Raw genomic sequence first — 15,838 nt, forward strand, 5'->3', positions numbered from 1 at the left:
CTCCTTCGTATGCGTGTGAATACGAAGGCAGTGTATTTTCTACCGATTAGTGAAACAATACGTGTGAAAATTGAATGTGAATCACGATAATCGAGATAAATAATGAGCCGCCTCGAAGACCTGGAAGCGTTCATCCATATCGCTGAAACCGGAAGCCTGACCAAGGCCGCGCGAAACCTTGGCCGCTCGCTACAAGCCGTCAGCCGTTCTCTCGCAGCGCTGGAAGAGGATGTCGGCGTTCAACTGGTACATCGCACCACGCGGCACTCCTCGCTCAGCGAGGCGGGCGAGGCCTTCTTCCGGCGGGTGAAACCGGCAATGGAAGAGATAGGCGAGGCCCGGCTGGATGTCGCCGACCGTCGAGCCGCGCCGTCGGGCCTGTTGCGCGTCGGCGCCCCGGTACTGTTCGGCCCGGACTTCCTGGTTCCAATCATCGCGCAGTACATGCGCGCATACCCACAGATCGAGGTCGATCTGCAACTGACGGATGCCTTTGTCGATCTTGCCGCCGCAGGCCTCGATCTGGTCGTACGCATCGCCGATCTGCCGGACTCCGGCTTGCAAGGGCGGCGATTGGGAGCCTTGCGCAGAGTCGTATTCGGAGCGCCTTCCTACTTCAAACAGCACGGCCGTCCCGCGCATCCGTCGGAACTGCGCCAGCATGCCTGTATCGTCAGGACCGTCGATCAACAGTCGGCTCAATGGGCCTTTCAGATAGACGGCAAGCGGCGCAACGTCGGGGTCCAGGGTCCGTTCCGGACCAATACGATGGCGGCGATCTATTCCGCCGTCAGCGCCGGGCTCGGTATCGGCTATTCGCCGCTGTGGCAGATCAGGCAGCTGCTGGATACGGGACAGGTGGAAGTCATACTGGAAAATTTCGAGTCCAAGCCGGTGCCGATACACGCGCTCTGGCAGGAGAACAGGCTTCCACCCGCCAAGGTGCGCGCTTTTGTTGATTATCTGGCGGCTGGGCTGAAGCTCGATCGGTTCTAGCTGGCACGGTAGACTAAGAATCCTCCCATCCCGATGCACGGCGACCATGTCTCTCCAAACGTACGTCCGTATAGCCCAGAGCGGAGACATCGATTCGATGGTTGAACTGGATCCGATCGCCAGGCAAGAACCGGGCAGGAGGACATTTATCGCCCATGCGGTGGCTGCCGGCCAATGCTGGGCCGCGACGGAAGCAGATGATGCTTCGGCGCTGATCGGTTACGGAGTGCTTGACCACTCGTTCTTCGAACACGATTTCATCCCGCTGGTTGTCGTTAAGCACTCGGCGCGACGCCGTGGCGTTGCTACGGCAATCCTGCGGACGCTGGAGTCGCAATGCCGGGGAGGAAAACTGTTCACGTCGACCAATACTTCAAATATCGCGATGCGCCAACTGCTTGGCCAGCTGGGCTTTATCAGTAGTGGCCAAATCGAAAATCTGGATGACGGCGACCCTGAGCTCGTGTTCGTGAAGTTCCGATCATCCCTTTGAGGACCGCCATCTGTCTGGCGTTGGCCAATATCCAACCGAATCTCACTCTGCCCAGGAGGATCATCATGCCGGTATTTCAGATCAAGCACTTGGACCACGTCGTCCTGAGAGTGCAAGACATGGCGCGTAGCCTGGAGTTTTATACCAAGGTACTAGGCTGTTCCATCAAGAAGAAGAACGATGAGTACGCCATGATCCATCTGGGCGCAGGCGGCTCCATGATCGATCTGGTCGACGTGCAAGGGCCATTGGGCGCGGCAGGCGGCGGAGCCCCAGGGAAAGACCGGCACAATCTCGACCACTTTTGTCTGCGGGTCGATCCGTTCGATGAAACAGCCATCCTGGAGCATCTGCGAGCTTTCGGCGTAACGGCGGACAAGGCCGTAATGCGATATGGCGCGGAAGGCGAAGGGCCTTCGATCTATTGCTTCGATCCCGACGGCAATCAGATCGAACTGAAGGGGCCTGCGATCTAGGGCAGGCTTATCCGACGTGGATTCAGGCCAGATCTGTGTAATTGGTCAGCGCACCGGCAACAGATACTTCAGGGCCTGCGTGAAGCCGCGCGGCGCCACGGTGAGATGGTCCTCGTCGTTCAGGACCACGGACTTCAGTTTCAAGCCTGGATATTTCCGGCCTTGCAGCGCCGTCTCCAGCGCCCGGTTGTCGGCGACCATGTCCACCGTCTGGTTGTAGCGCCGGTCACCTTTGCGCAGGGCCTCATAGGCGCCGACATAAAGATAAACGTTCGCGGTCAGATCCTGATGCTGCTGGGCATAGCGTGCTTCGAGTTTCAAGGCATATCGCTTGTCGTACCAGAGTGACGGGCTACCCAGGATATAGCTGTTGAACATGCCGGGCTCGGTGAAAAGGATCTGTGTCCCTAGCAGAGCGCCGTAGGAGTGGCCGAGAAAGAGGGCCTTGTCTGGGTCGGCCCGGTAGCGGGCGGTAATGAAAGGCTTTACCTGATCGCGCAGGTACTGTTGATAGGCACGCGCCTGGCCATGGATCGCGTTGGCTGGCGCAGTGCTCGGGCCGTTCGGGGTGGGGGTGTAGTCGCGCTGGCGGCTGACTCCGCCGTCTTCGCCCTTGCCATAGGACAGGCCGACAAGAATGAATTCCTCGATCTGCGGGCCTTCAACGTTCAGGCGGCGTCCCAGCTGCCGGATGACGGGGAAAGCATAGTCGGCGTCGGTCACATAAAGCACGGGGTAGCGCCGCTGCGGCTGCTTCGCATAGGAAGGCGGCAAGGCGACGAAGACCTGGTAGCCGCGGCCCGACATGGGGTCGGGCACGTCCCATACTTCGCTATCGGCGATTTCGTAGGGGCGTCCCTCGCCAGGCTGTATCTTTGCCGTGGATTGGGCCTGGGCTTGCGCCGGACCGCCAGCCACGCCGAAGCTGGCGAGGAGGGCAATCAGCAGGGCATTCAGAAAGCGTCGTTGCATGGGAGGAATAGGTGCCAATCTACAATTTGACGGTATAGGGCCGGCGAAATTGTAGACTGGCATCACAGTTTGCAGCTGCGCACGCAGCTACCAGGAGCACAAACATGCCCACAAACCTACGTGCAATCCATTCGGATATTACGAAACTCCAGGTGAACGCCATCGTCAACGCCGCAAACTCTTCGCTGCTAGGCGGCGGTGGAGTCGATGGCGCCATCCATCGTGCCGCAGGGCCGGAGCTTGTGCATGAATGCAGGCTGCTCGGCGGTTGCAAGACCGGGGATGCCAAGGTGACCAAAGCCTATCGTCTTGCCGCTCAATACATCATTCATACGGTGGGCCCGGTATGGAGGGGTGGAGATAGTGGCGAACCAGCATTGCTGTCCAGCTGCTATCGCCGGTGCATAGCGCTGGCGGAAGAAAGGGCTGTCGCTACGATTGCGTTCCCTAGCATCAGCACGGGCATATACGGCTATCCCATCGAATTGGCGGCAGAGATCGCGGTCAAAACTGTCCGCCAAAGCCTGGCCAGGGATTCGTCTGTTCAAGAAGTGATCTTCTGCTGTTTTTCAGCGGAAGATCTCCTTCAATATGAACGCATCTTGAGCTTGCCGCTTGCATGAGCCTGCTTTGTTCGGGATCCCGAGCCCGGGTATTGAGGTCCGTGGTCGTGGCGCTGAGAAGAAATGTGTCAGCCTACAATTTCGCATGCCGTATGCAGTAGGAATCGTAGGCGGTAGTTCGTATTTCTGGCGGCACGGCCGGGCTCATCTGGCGTTGCCATGAGCTTAATTTTTTTGTGCAGCGTCCGTTACTCGATTTGGTGCATCAAGTCGAGTGTTGGAAAATTTATGACGTTGCCTGTTGCATTGCTTTTGCCTGCCGTGGGTACGATAGGCACGGCGGTCTTGTACTTCATCGGTGTTAAGTACCACGAGGCCTACTACTCCACCTTGCGTATCGCGCATGCGCGGTTTCCCCAGGAAACAGTCACGTACTTGCTAAATGGCGTGGACGCCATTCGGGCGTCCGCCTTTGACACAACGGTTCGCGTGTTCTCCGACCCTTGGGTTTGGGTAGTACTGGCATTGTTCGTGGCTGCCCCTTTGCTGATACTGTCGTTGGCCCTTGATCGTTCAGGAAGCCGCATTCAGGTTTACCGTCAACCGTTTACCCGGTCCAGATTGAGTAAGCTGGCCCAGTTTCTTGTTCGCTACCTAGTTTTGCTGGTTGTGATCTGTTACGGTCTGGCGTTTGCGCCTGTGCTGGTAGGTTCCGTCATCATTATTCCGACAGTTGTCGGTTCTATCGCGGGAAAAGACGAGGCTAACCGGTTGCTGGGCGAGGTCATGCGCTGTCCTGCTGTCCTGAGAGCAGGTCTGAGCTACGCGCGTGTGGAGCGTGATGGTCAGATCGTTGGGGAAGGGATCGTGGCGGGGGCGAGTGGATCGCGCATGGTGCTCGTGTCACGCAAGGGATCCGCAGAGTATGAGGTCCAGGATGCGCGCATCTCATATCACGCGGGATTTCCCCAGGGAGGATCCACAAGCGGAGGCGCAGACGTAGGGCTTGGTAGCGCGTCAGCGTCCATGTCGTGTCAAGAGATTGCCGCAGGCGCCGCCGAAGGGGCAAGCTAAAGGTCGCCTGCCTTAGTCCGGACCTCCAGTTCTACAAGCGTTGCCCCCCGGTCGCATCGATACTCTGCCCCGTAATCCAGCGCCCCTCATGCGACGCCAGAAACGCGACGATATCCGCAATATCCTCAGGCTGCCCCACGCGCCCCAACGCAATCGTCTTCGCAATGACCTTGCTTTGCTCCGGGTCGCGCGCGCGGGCATTGAGGTCGGTGGCGGTGGCGCCCGGCAGCACGGCGTTCACGGTGATGCCGCGTTCGCCCAGCTCGCTCGCCAGCAGCAGGGTCAGCGCTTCCAGCCCGGCTTTGGCCGGCGCGTAGACGCTCATTTCCGGATAGGCGGCGCGCGTACCCATGGAGGACACGTTGACGATGCGGCCATGGTCGCGGAGGAAGGGCAGGGTTTGCTGGATCAGGAAGAACGGGGTTTTCAGGTTGACTTGCAGCACCCGGTCGAACGCGTCCGGCGTGACCTCTGGCAGGCGGGCGCGCAGGCCCACGCCGGCGTTGTTGACCAGGATGTCCAGGCCGTCGTCGGTGTAGCGTTCCTTGAGCGAGGCGCGCAAGCTCCGCGCCAACACTGCTGCGGCGTCCGCTTGCGACAGGTCGGCCTGCAGGGCCCAGGCTTCGCCGCCGTCGGCCCGGATCTGGCGCACGACCTCGTCGGCGGCGTCGCTGGCGGCGTTGTAGTGTACGGCGACGCGCACGCCGCGCCGGCCCAGGGCTAGTGCGATGGCGCGGCCGATGCCGCGGCTGGCGCCGGTGACCAGGGCGGTCTTGCCCGTCAGGCTGTCGGGGGATTCAGGCTTGCTCATGCGGTTTCCGTTTCGGGTTGGGTCCATGCTTGTCGCGCTTCGAGTTGGCAGGCGGCGTTCATCAGTGCGTTGCGGTCGACCTTGTTGGTGCCGGCCCAGGGCAGTTCGTCCACGAAGCGGATGCGGCGCGGATGCTGATAGGCCGGACCATGCGCCAGCGCATGGCGTTTGAGCGCGTCGGCGTGCAGCAGGCTGCCGTCGCGGCGCACGACGAAGGCGACCGGGATGTGGCCGCGTTCCTCGTCGGCCAGCGGCACCACGCAACTCTGGCGCACGTCGGGGTGCGATTCCAGCAGCTTCTCGACCTCGACCGGATAGATGTTCTCGCCGGAGCAGACGAACATGTCGTCGGCGCGGCCGACGAAGTAATAGAAGCCGTCGGCGTCGCGCCGCAGCACGTCGCCGCTGTGGTACCAGCCGTCCTTGAGCACTTGGGCGCTCTTTTCGGGCAGGTTGTGATAGCCGGCGAGCACGGCGGGGTTCTTCATCAGCAGCACGCCCTGGTCCGGGCCGGGGCCGTCCGCGAGCCGTACCTGGGCGGGATCCAGCGGGTAGCCCAACGCCAGCGCGGGCGTGGGCAGGCCGTCGGGATGCGGGCCGAACACGGCGGGACCGGCCTCGGTGGTGCCATAGCCATGGGTCACGCGCACGCCGGGCAGCGCGCGCTGGATGCGTTCCAGCAACGCCACGGTCATGGGAGCGGAGCCCAGCATGACGCGGGTCAGCGCGGACAGGTCGCGTCCCTGCAGCAGCGCAGGATCCTTGACCAGCCGGGCGAACATGGTCGGCACCGCGGTCAGGACCGAGATGCGGTAGCGCTCCAGCGCGTCGGCGTAGGCGGCCACGTCGAAGGAGGGCTGGATCACCAGCAAACTGTTGCTGGCGAAGGCGCGCTTGGCCATGAACAGACCATTCATATGGAATAGCGGCTGCGCCAGCAGATAGCGTTCCTGCGTGCCGGCGCGGGCGACGACGGCGCCGGAGGTCGCTGCCAGCGCCCAGAGCTGGCCGCGGTGCGTGAGCGGCACGCCCTTGGGCTTGCCGGTGGAGCCGGAGGTGTACAGCATCTGGGCGATATCGTCGTCTTGCGGCGTGACGAAGCCGAAGTCCGTAGGCGCGATCTGCGCGGCAAAGCCTTGCGGGCCGGGATCGTCGAAGTCCAGCACCGGCACCTTGGCCTCGAAAGCGGCGCGGCGCGGGCCGTCCACCAGCGCGAGCGCGATGCCGGCATCGCGCAGCACGTAGTCGATGTTCTCTTGCGATTGCTTGATGTTGATGGGTACGGCCACGTAGCCGGCCCGCATGATGCCGAAGTACGCGATCAGGTACTCGGCCCGGTTCAGCGCGGCGATGGCGATGCGGCTGCCCGGCGGCAGGCCGCGCGCGGACAGCCAAGCAGCTACGCCGCCCGCCAGCAAGCGGACCTGTGCGTGGGTGTAACGCAGCGGCGCGCCGGGCAGGCGCAGATCGATGATGGCGGGCAGATCGGGCGACAGTTCCGGATCGGCCAGGTGGCCCAGGTTGAGCAGGGAATGCGTCATGGGGTTTTCCGAAAAGTGTGCGGCTCAGCGCTTTTGCAGCTTGGGATTGAGCGCGTCGTTCAGGCCGTCGCCGACCAGGTTCAGCGACAGCACCGCAAGCATGATGGCCACGCCCGGTACGGCGCAGATGTACCAGGACGAGCGGATCAGACTGCGGCCTTCGCCGACCAGCCGGCCCCAGCTGGCGATGTTGGGATCACCCAGGCCCAGGAAGGACACGACCGATTCGTAGAGGATGGCGCCGGCCACCACCAGCGAGGACATCACGATCACGGGCGGCAAGGCATTGGGCAGGATTTCGGCGGCGACGATGCGCAGCGGGCTCATGCCCAGCGCGCGGCAGGCCTGCACGAACTCGCGTTCCTTGAAGGACAGGAACTCGGCCCGGGTCAGGCGGGCGATGGGCGGCCAGGACACCAGCCCGACCGCCAGCGTGATGTGTTCGATGCGCGGCCCCAGGATGGAAACCACCGTCAGCACGAACACCACGTTGGGGATGATCTGGAACAGTTCGGCCACGCGCATCAGGCCTTCGTCGATCCAGCCGCCGGCCCAGGCGGCAGCCGCGCCCACGCTTACGCCGATCAGCGTGGCGGTGGCCGCGGCCACCAGGCCGATCAGCAAGGTGGCGCGCGCGCCATGGGCGATCATGGCGGCGATGTCGCGGCCCATGGAATCGGTGCCCAGCGGATGACGCCAAGACTCGAACGGCCAGATTTCCGGCGCAGCGACGATGCGCAGCGGGTCGGTGGGGTATAGCCAGCCGGCGCCCGCCGCCAGGAAGGCCACCAGGGCCAGCAGCGCGGCACCGGCGACGGCGCCCCGGTTGCGGGCAAAGCGGGCGGCAAAGGAGGCGCGGGGGTAGGAAGGCGCTGCGGGAAGGGGAGGTGCAAGGGTAGGGGATGCGGACATGTCAGGCAGCCTTGATGCGCGGGTCCAGCCGCGTGTAGATCAGGTCGACGGCGATATTGGCGATGATCACCACGAAGGAACTGAGCACCAGGATGCCCAGGACCACGGGATAGTTGCGGCTCATGACGCTGTCGAACAGCACGGCGCCGATGCCGGGCCAGCTGAATACGGCTTCGACCACGATGCTGCCGCCCAGCACCGCGCCCAGTTGCAGGCCGAGCAAGGTGACGATGGGCAGGAAGGCATTGCGCAACACATGGCGCAGCACCACGGCGCTGCGCGTCAGGCCCTTGGCGTAGGCGGTGCGCACGAAGTCCATGCGGCTGACTTCCAGCATCGAGGCGCGCATCACCCGGGCATAGGCGGCGGAATAGAACAGTCCCAGCGCCAGCGCCGGCAACGCCAGGTGATGCAGCACGTCCAGCGCCTGGCGCCAGGCGCCGCCCGTCAGGCCGATGGTGACCATGCCGCCCACCGGAAACCAGCCCAGCTTCACCGAGAACAGCACGATCAACATGATGCCCAGCCAGAAGCTGGGCGCGGCAAAGCACAGCACCGCGAACACCGACACGGCGCTGTCCCACCAGGTGTTGACCTTGACGGCCGACACGATTCCGGCCGCCATGCCCACCAGCACCGCGATGGCCAGGCTGGCGCCCATGAGCAGCAGCGTGGCCGGCAGGTGCGCCAGGATCACGTCCAGCACCGGCAGGTTGTGGCGGTAGGAATAGCCCAGGTCGCCGCGCGCCACCGAGCCTACGTACTTCAGCAGTTGCACCGCGGGCGGCTGGTCCATGCCGTAGGTCACGCGCAGGCGCTCGATGAGCGCCGGATCGGTGACCTGCTGCTCGGCCGTCATCACGTCCAGGAAGGTGCCAGGCACGGATTGGATGAGCGCGAAGTTCAGAACTACCACGCCCAGCAGCAGCGGCACGGCCTGGGCCAGCCGGCGCAAGATCAGTCGGATCGGCATGCGCGCGCCTCAGGCCTGCAGCCAGACGTCGGCCAGGCTCTCGCCCTGGACGTTGGCGCCGGTGGTGAAATTGCGCACGTTCTTGCCGGCCAGCGTGAACGACTGGATCTCCACCAGCGGCACGTGGGGCACGTCGGTAGACGCCAGGCGGGCGAACTGGTGCGCCAGCGCGCGGCGCGCATCCGGGGCGGTCTCCTGGGTCAGCTTGGCCACCAGCGCGTCCATCTCGGGATTGGAGTAGCCGGTGGCGTTGCGGAAAGCGGCGCCCTTGACGATACCGTCGGTGGTGTAGAACTGGGTCACGGTCGGCACCAGCTCCAGCGGCGCCGTGAAGTTGGAGACGGCGATGTCGTAGTCGTAGTCGCCATAGATGCGCTTGAGCGCCGTGGCGCGGTCTACGGAATCCAGCTTGACCTCGATGCCCACGTCTTGCAGCGCCTGCTTCAGGTATTGGCCGAGCTTGGCGTTTTCCTCGAACCAGGCGGCGGCCACCAGGTTCACGGTGAATCGCTTGCCGTCCTTGACCGGCAGGCCGGCGGCGTCCAGCAGCGCGGCGGCCTTCTTGGGATCGAAGGGATAGCGCGGCACGTCCTCGGTGTAGAACAGCGGGTTGCTGCTGAAGACTGGCGCGATGGCGGGCTTGCCGCGGCCGTAGTAGATGGTGTCGACGATGAACTGGCGGTCGATGGCATGCAGGATGGCCTGGCGCACCTCGCGGCGGTTGACAATGTCGCGGCGCTGGTTGAATTCGGCGGTCACGGTCCAGGCCGAGTTCTGGTAGCCGCGCGTGTCCGCCACCACCTTGCCGGTCTTGAGCAGGCGGTCGATGTCGCGCGCCGGCACGGGATTGGAGTAGGCCAGGCCCAGCTCGCCGGTCTCCAGCGCGGCGCCGCGGGTGGCGGGGTCGCCCCACCAGCGGATGATGAGGCGGTCCAGGTTGGGCTGGCTGGCATGCCAGTAGCTGTCGTTGCGCAGGTATTCGACATGGCTGCCGCGCACCCACTTGCCGTACTTCCAGGGGCCGGTGCCGACCGGCGTGTTGTTCAGCGGGTTGGTGATGATGTCGCGGCCGTCGTACAGGTGCTTGGGCAGCAGCAGCTGGAACTGGCCGGCCAGGGTGGACTTCAGGAAGAACTCCGGCACCGGCGCATCGAAGCTAAGCACCACGGTCAGCGGATCGGACGCAGTGGCGCCCGTCAGCGACTTGAGCGCGATGCCAGCCGAGATCGGCTTCCAGTGCTGCAGCACGTTGTAGACGACGTCGGCGGACGTGAAGGGCGCGCCGTCATGCCAGGTGACGCCTTCGCGCAGCTTGATGGTGTAGCTGCGGAAGTCCGCGGCCGGCGTGACGGACAAGGCCAGGGCGGGCTGGAACTTCAGGTCGGCGTCCAGCTTGAGCAGGCGTTCCAGGATCTTGGTCGCGGTCTGGAACGGGCTGGAGCCGCCGCCGCCCGGCACGAACAGGGCTTGCGGTTCCAGGCCGCCCCAGCTTGCGACCAAGGTGCCGCCCTTGCGGGCGGGACCGGCGTCGGCGCCGGGTTGGGAAGTCGCGGCCAGCAGCGCCTGGGGCGCGATGCCCAGGCTGGCGGCCAGGCCGCTCGCGGCGGTACGGGTCAGGAAGGCGCGCCGTCCGGGGCGCTGCGCGGTGGTCATGATGGTGTCCTTGAAGATGAGAGTCCGCTCAGCCCTGGCTGAGCGTGGCGTAGGTGGCGCGGCCGATGGCCACCAGCGCGCCCTGGTCGTTGTAGAGATCCACGTCGGCCACGCCCACGCTGCGGCCGTTGCGGCGCACGCGGGCCACGGCGGTCAGCGCGGTGTTCACGGCCGGACGCAGATAGTCGACGCGGAAGTTGATGGTCGGCAGGCCGCGGCCCAGCAACATGCCCACGGCGAAATCGCCCACGGTGTCGATCACGGCGGCCAGCGGGCCGCCATGCCATTGGCCGCTGGCCGCGCCACGCTCGAATTCGGGGCGCATGGAGGCCAGCACGGTCAACTCTCCTTGCTCGTGATTGACCTCGCGCACCGACAGGCCGAGCCAGGCGATGAACGGCGAATCGTCGAACTTGGCCTGGATCGCCGCCGCGTCCAGAGTGGCGGCGGGCGCTTTCGGATTCGCGCTCATGCCGACACCAGCACTTTGCCGACGATCTTGCGATCTTCCAGCGAGGCCAGCGCCTGGGCGCCTTGTTCCAGAGGCCACTTGCGGTCCACATGGACGCGCAACCGGCCGTCGCGCACCAGCGCCAGCAGTTCGTGCAGGTCCTCGCGTTCCCAGCCGTTGGAGCCGCGGATCTGCAGCTCGAAGGTCCAGATGTAGCGCAGGTCCTCCTTGGGGTCGAAGCCTGCGGTCGCGCCGCAGGTCAGCAGGCGGCCTCCCAGGCGCAGGCAGCGCAAGGACTTGACCCAGGTGTCGCCGCCGGTGAAGTTGACCACCACGTCGACGCCGCCGGGCTTGCCGGAGCGGCGGCGCGACGGCTTGCCGAAACGCTCCTGGACCGCCTTGAGGAAGTCTTCCTCGGTGTACAGGATGATGTGGTCCGCGCCCAGGGCGCGCAGCGTCTCGGCCTTCTCGGGGCTGCCGGCGCAGGCGATGACTTCAGCGCCGGCCAGCTTGGCCAACTGCACGGCGCATACGCCCACGCCGCCGCTGGCGCCCAGGATCAGGACTTTCTCGCCGGGCTGGACCTGGCCGATGCGGTTCATCATGCGCAGGGCGGTGCCGTAGGCCACGGGCAGCGCAGCCGCCTGGTCGAAACTGACTTCGTCGGGCAGGCGCAACAGCTGATGCGCCGGCACGCGGCACAGTTCGGCCAGGCCGCCGTGGATGGTCTCGCCCACCAGGCCGCCGTCGACACGGTCTATCGGATCGACCAGCACGCGGTCGCCCGCCTTCCAGTCGCGCACGTTGGCGCCGGTCTGCACCACCACGCCGGCCACGTCCAGGCCGATGATCACGGGAAAGGGCAGCTTGATGCCGGGCATGCCGCGGCGAGTGAAGACGTCGTGGTAGTTCAGCGACGAAGCCTGGACGCGGATCACCACGTCATCGGGACCGGCGACGGGATCGGGGAATTCGGTTTCCAGGCGCAGCTTGTCGCTGCCGCCGTGTTCACGCAAAACAATGGCTTTCATGAGTGTCTTGAAGAAGGGAGGAAGGGAGAAATCACCACGCCGCCAGGCCGGCGATGGCCTGGCGAGTGATCTGCAGGCCGTGGGCCACCACATTGCGGCGCCAGACGCTGGACACGGGCACGAAGGCATCGACCAGGTCCGCGCGCAGTTGCGCATCGCGCGCCGCGTCAGGCGCGGCGGGGGCCTTGAAACGCAGCCATTGGTCCAGCCTCAGGGCCGGCCGCATCTGCAAGCCGCGGGTGCCGAACTCGACCACCGCGCCGGCCAGGGGCCGTTTGCCCAGGGCCTGTTGCACGCCGCGGAACACCAGGCCCTGGTAGTCGGGACGGGCCAGGCCGTGCGGGCGCTGTCCCAGCACGCGGTCCACGCCCCACCAGGCGGCGGCCTGTGCCTGTTCCGCGCTGCCATCGGCGTTGAAGCACAGGAAGAAGGGTTCGCCGTATTCGCCGATTCCGGTGTGCCAGTCTATGAAGGCCACGCGCTCGCTTGCGCCCAGGTGCTCGTCGACGATGCGGCGCAGCGTGCGGTTGGACCATTCGGGGCCATTGCCGCCGTAGACCAGGCCATCCGGATGCGTGTATTGGCCGCTGGCGGTCACGTTGAACAACGCGTCTGCACCATGCTCCAGGCGGAAGCGTTCCAGCGCCTCGGCGCCGGCATCGAGCGAGGCCTCCGTCCAACGGCGCGGGATCAGGTGCGGATGCAGCGCGGCGTAGTGCGGATTGGTTGGCGCCGGCCGGGTGTGGTCGATGAAGTTGCGGTTCAGGTCGACGTTGTTCTCGGTCGTGCGCGTGTCATGGGCATAGCCATAGGGATTCAGCGCATGCACCAGCACCACGTTGACGTCGTCCGGCAAGGGCAGGCCGCCGTCCGCCTGCAGCCAGGCCAGCTGCACCGCCGAGCCGGCGGCGCCTTCCAGGCCGTGGGTGCCGCTGATGGCCAGATGGCTGCGGGAGGCGTCCGGGCGCCCCAGCACCGCCACGTCCACCGTCAGCGGCCGGCCTTGCGGATCCTTGGCCGTGGGGTGCTCATGGCGCGAGAGCACGGCGCCGCGTGCGGCGGCGGCCGCCACGAAGGCCTCGCGCGCCGCCGCGTAGTCGGTGGAAAAGCAATTCCAGTAGTCGGGCAGGGGCTGGCCCATCATGCCTCCAGCACGAAGACTTGCAGCGCGCCCGCGGCATGCTCCGGCGCCACGGCCAGTTCGCCTTGCGCGTTGGCGCGGTAGGGGACCTGTTTGCTGTCGAGCCACGCGCGCGTCTGCCCGATATCGCGCACGCCGATGACGGAGCCGGCGAACCAGCCGCCCTGGCTGCTCGTGGGCAGGCCCGCCGGCACGCGCACATGGGGATAGCGTTGCTCGAAGGCGGCGGGCGTGAGGAAGTCGATGCGCAGGCTGCCGCGCCGCACTTGCAGTCCCTGCTCCGGCAGCTCGCTGATGGCAATGGGGCCGAGCACGCGTTCATACGCGGGGCGCAGGGCTTGCGGTTCGGGATGTAAGACGATCAGGGACTCGATGCGGCGCGCGCCATTGGGGTGAGTCTGCCATTCGGGGCGGTAGACCAGATGGCGCGTGAGATGGCCGCAGGTAAAGAAGTCCGGCACCGCGAACAGTCCGGCGGGAAACTGGGTATTGTTCCAGGCCGCGTCCTCGCTGCCTTCGGGCAGGTGCACCGGCCGGCCGCCGCGCTGCGGCGGTTCGGCCTCTATGCCCAGGCGGGCCAGCTCGGCGTGGACGGCTGTGCTGTCGGTGGTTTGCAGGGCAACGGATACCGGACCTTCGTAGGCGTCGTCAAAGCCTGCGAAGCGCGACTGGTCTCGCAGTTCCGGCGGAAAGGCCAGCAGTTCCAGGTAGTTGGCGTCCAGGATCAGCGTCTGGTTGCGCGTGCCGCGATGGTGCCGGCCTTGCGGCGCCAGCGCAAATCCCAGCTTCTGATATTGCTCGGTTGCGGCCTGCAGATCATGCACCCGGATGATGTAGTGGTCGAGTCCTGTGACGGAGGGTATGGACATCGCATTTCCTGATTTTGCTTGACGGAAACAGGCAGTCTGGCCGATGCGAAGTCGGGCCAGAACGATTGAATTCGCATGTGGATATCTGTTTTCTGATGAGGGGTTCCGCGTGGCGATAGAATGCGGACTCCGACATGCGTCCTGCCAGCAAGAAAAAATCCGTGTCTGTTGTCCGTTCACCCCCCAGCTATCGCGCCAAAGCCCCCGCCAGCATTGCGCTGGCGCTCGCATTGTTGATGGCCGGCGCCGTGCAGGCGCAGGGTGCGGCGCCCGCGACTGGCAAGGTCAGCGAGGCCATGGGCGATTTCCGGATCGAGGGATATGAAGATTCGCGGCTGCGCCAGATCAAATACCGCGGCAATACCTATCGGCCGTTGAATGCCTACGAGTTCATCCATGTGCGCGCGCTGGGCCCGACGATGGGCGGCCAGCCGGTGCTGCTGGCCGTGTCGAACGATTTCATGGGCGCGGGCACGATATTGATCGCGGTGCAGAACGACACGCCGCTGGCGCGCGTGCTGAGCCCGACCATCGACACACGCGATCCCGATCTGGGCCTGCCGCAGCCCGGGCGCCAGGACTTGCTGTTGTTTACGGCGGGCTCGCGCGCGCTGGTCACGTCGACCGGGAAAGTGCTGTGGTTCGAGCATCTGCTGCTGCCCAAGGAATACCAACCGTCGGGAGGCATGCTGGTGTCGGTATCGCCGGACAATGGCAGCGGCGCCTTGCTGCTGGACAATGAGATCCGTCTGAGCAGGACGGACGAGGGTGTCTACGCGCGCGTGCCATTCACGAGGGCGATGCAGGGCAAGGCCTTCAAGCCGCTATGGGACGAGAGCTATGCGACTGCGCGCAAGACGCATGACGAGGGACGCCGCATCGATCAGCGCCGCCTGTACGACAACCTGAAAGCCGAATGGATCAACCGGAATTTCCGCTGGCACGAGACCGCGCAAGGCTGGCAACTGCGGGGGCAGGGGCTGGACTCATCGCCAGTCCCGGCACGGGAACGCGGAGAGGTCCAATGATGGCGCGCGCCAGGTTCAGGCGGGCCGCAAGAAGCATGCCGCGCTTGGCGGCGTCGGCGTTGCTGGCGGGGCTGACGGCGGGGCTGATGGCGGGGTGCGCGACGCAACCTGATGTTTTTGAAAAGCACCTGCGCAGCGAAGACGCGAACCCTGCGGACGCCGCGCTGACGCTGGACGTCACCTTCGCCCGCGCGCCCGACCATGATCCCAAGTCGAATGTGTACGGCGGCGCCGCGCAGCGTGTCGAGTATTCGGGCTATCCCAGTATCGACGTGCCCTTCTATCGAAAGGGCCTGGGTTTCGAACTGGGCGTGCTGGGGGATCCGCGGGCGTTGCTGGCATTGCCGTATCCCTCGCCCAAGGTCGATGCGTCCACTGTCAAGCTGAAGATCTTCGGCCAACGCCTGGATGCCAGGCACTATCGTTTCCTGGTCCTGCCACGGCCCGGTTGGCGCAGCCTGGACAGCTTCCAGGTGTCGTTCGCCGTCAATGGCCGGCGCGAGGGCATGACGTTCGCCTATAGCGCCCAGACCACGTGCGACAGCAGCTTCGACGTGACGACGCCCACCTACGGCTTCGGCATGTCGGTCTCGGCAAGTTTCCCCGGCGGCAAGCCGGGCTGCCTCAAGGCTTGCGACGCACGGCCGGGCTATCCGGGTCATTGCGCTTTCTTTTCCGGCTTCGAGACCGTACCTGGCCTGTAGCGCCGTTGTTCCACTCCGCAGCAGTTTCTGCCGAGTACGCGGCGATGTGGTTCTGCCACGCCGCCGGGCACGGGCGCGCCGGTGGATTTCAAGCGGAATCGGGCGGCCCGCATATTCATATCTGAAAGTCTTCTTTGTCGTGGCGTGCGT

The 15,838-nt window shown here is 65.1% G+C and carries 17 protein-coding genes; 7 read left to right on the top strand and 10 right to left on the bottom strand.

The window, feature by feature from the left end; translation table 11 throughout:
- Positions 1-102: 102 nt before the first annotated feature.
- The 3 genes from IPU70_RS12835 (at position 103) to IPU70_RS12845 (ending at position 1,965) form a co-directional block, all read left to right on the top strand.
- Positions 103-996: a LysR family transcriptional regulator gene (locus IPU70_RS12835; protein WP_207467734.1), complete on the top strand. Its 894-nt coding sequence runs from the start codon at positions 103-105 to the stop codon at positions 994-996.
- Positions 997-1,093: 97 nt separating this feature from the next.
- A complete protein-coding gene (locus IPU70_RS12840) occupies positions 1,094-1,489 on the top strand; it encodes a GNAT family N-acetyltransferase (protein ID WP_242702458.1) in 396 nt (131 codons plus the stop codon).
- Between the two features lie 65 nt (positions 1,490-1,554).
- Complete coding sequence (locus IPU70_RS12845) at positions 1,555-1,965, top strand: VOC family protein (protein WP_207467738.1); 411 nt, start codon at positions 1,555-1,557, stop codon at positions 1,963-1,965.
- A 45-nt stretch (positions 1,966-2,010) separates the two neighbouring features.
- On the opposite strand, the gene IPU70_RS12850 is transcribed toward IPU70_RS12845, so the two are convergent.
- Positions 2,011-2,937: an alpha/beta hydrolase gene (locus IPU70_RS12850; RefSeq protein WP_242702459.1), complete on the bottom strand. Its 927-nt coding sequence runs from the start codon at positions 2,935-2,937 to the stop codon at positions 2,011-2,013.
- A gap of 104 nt (positions 2,938-3,041) precedes the next feature.
- Here IPU70_RS12850 and IPU70_RS12855 point away from each other — a divergent pair, with 104 nt between their 5' ends.
- Entirely contained in the window at positions 3,042-3,560 is a 519-nt protein-coding gene (locus IPU70_RS12855) for an O-acetyl-ADP-ribose deacetylase (protein WP_207467740.1), read from the top strand.
- A gap of 159 nt (positions 3,561-3,719) precedes the next feature.
- Positions 3,720-4,574, top strand: coding sequence for a hypothetical protein (locus IPU70_RS12860; RefSeq protein ID WP_207467743.1), 855 nt, complete (start codon positions 3,720-3,722; stop codon positions 4,572-4,574).
- 31 nt (positions 4,575-4,605) lie between these two features.
- On the opposite strand, the gene IPU70_RS12865 is transcribed toward IPU70_RS12860, so the two are convergent.
- The 9 genes from IPU70_RS12865 to IPU70_RS12905 are packed head-to-tail and all read right to left on the bottom strand — an operon-like array spanning position 4,606 to position 13,956.
- Entirely contained in the window at positions 4,606-5,385 is a 780-nt protein-coding gene (locus tag IPU70_RS12865; RefSeq protein WP_207467745.1) for an SDR family oxidoreductase, read from the bottom strand.
- On the bottom strand, positions 5,382-6,926 hold the full coding sequence (locus tag IPU70_RS12870; protein WP_207467747.1) for a class I adenylate-forming enzyme family protein: 1,545 nt from the start codon (positions 6,924-6,926) through the stop codon (positions 5,382-5,384). Before IPU70_RS12870 ends, IPU70_RS12865 begins: the two co-directional genes overlap by 4 nt.
- A 24-nt stretch (positions 6,927-6,950) precedes the next feature.
- The gene (locus tag IPU70_RS12875; RefSeq protein ID WP_207467748.1) at positions 6,951-7,838 is read right to left on the bottom strand and encodes an ABC transporter permease; all 888 of its coding nucleotides are present in this window, start codon (positions 7,836-7,838) and stop codon (positions 6,951-6,953) included.
- Position 7,839: 1 nt separating this feature from the next.
- Positions 7,840-8,811 (bottom strand): ABC transporter permease, encoded by a 972-nt coding sequence (locus IPU70_RS12880; protein ID WP_207467749.1) that lies wholly within the window; start codon positions 8,809-8,811, stop codon positions 7,840-7,842.
- A 9-nt stretch (positions 8,812-8,820) separates the two neighbouring features.
- Positions 8,821-10,464 carry an ABC transporter substrate-binding protein gene (locus IPU70_RS12885; protein ID WP_207467750.1) on the bottom strand — a complete coding sequence of 548 codons (1,644 nt, stop codon included), beginning with the start codon at positions 10,462-10,464 and terminating at the stop codon, positions 8,821-8,823.
- A gap of 28 nt (positions 10,465-10,492) precedes the next feature.
- On the bottom strand, positions 10,493-10,936 hold the full coding sequence (locus IPU70_RS12890) for a PaaI family thioesterase (RefSeq protein WP_207467751.1): 444 nt from the start codon (positions 10,934-10,936) through the stop codon (positions 10,493-10,495).
- Positions 10,933-11,946: a zinc-binding dehydrogenase gene (locus tag IPU70_RS12895; RefSeq protein ID WP_207467752.1), complete on the bottom strand. Its 1,014-nt coding sequence runs from the start codon at positions 11,944-11,946 to the stop codon at positions 10,933-10,935. The genes IPU70_RS12890 and IPU70_RS12895 overlap by 4 nt, the downstream gene beginning before the upstream one ends.
- Positions 11,947-11,977: 31 nt before the next feature.
- Positions 11,978-13,087 carry a DUF2817 domain-containing protein gene (locus IPU70_RS12900; RefSeq protein WP_207467843.1) on the bottom strand — a complete coding sequence of 370 codons (1,110 nt, stop codon included), beginning with the start codon at positions 13,085-13,087 and terminating at the stop codon, positions 11,978-11,980.
- On the bottom strand, positions 13,087-13,956 hold the full coding sequence (locus IPU70_RS12905) for a VOC family protein (RefSeq protein WP_207467753.1): 870 nt from the start codon (positions 13,954-13,956) through the stop codon (positions 13,087-13,089). The genes IPU70_RS12900 and IPU70_RS12905 overlap by 1 nt, the downstream gene beginning before the upstream one ends.
- Before the next feature lie 161 nt (positions 13,957-14,117).
- Between IPU70_RS12905 and IPU70_RS12910 the strand changes: the two genes are divergently transcribed.
- Together IPU70_RS12910 and IPU70_RS12915 are read left to right on the top strand one after the other, a co-directional pair.
- Positions 14,118-14,984 (top strand): hypothetical protein, encoded by an 867-nt coding sequence (locus tag IPU70_RS12910; RefSeq protein ID WP_371818929.1) that lies wholly within the window; start codon positions 14,118-14,120, stop codon positions 14,982-14,984.
- 35 nt (positions 14,985-15,019) lie between these two features.
- Positions 15,020-15,688: a hypothetical protein gene (locus tag IPU70_RS12915; RefSeq protein ID WP_242702460.1), complete on the top strand. Its 669-nt coding sequence runs from the start codon at positions 15,020-15,022 to the stop codon at positions 15,686-15,688.
- The last annotated feature ends 150 nt before the right edge of the window (positions 15,689-15,838 follow it).

Source organism: Achromobacter sp. SD115 (genome assembly GCF_017355315.1).
GTDB classification, from domain to species: Bacteria; Pseudomonadota; Gammaproteobacteria; order Burkholderiales; family Burkholderiaceae_B; genus Achromobacter; species Achromobacter xylosoxidans_B.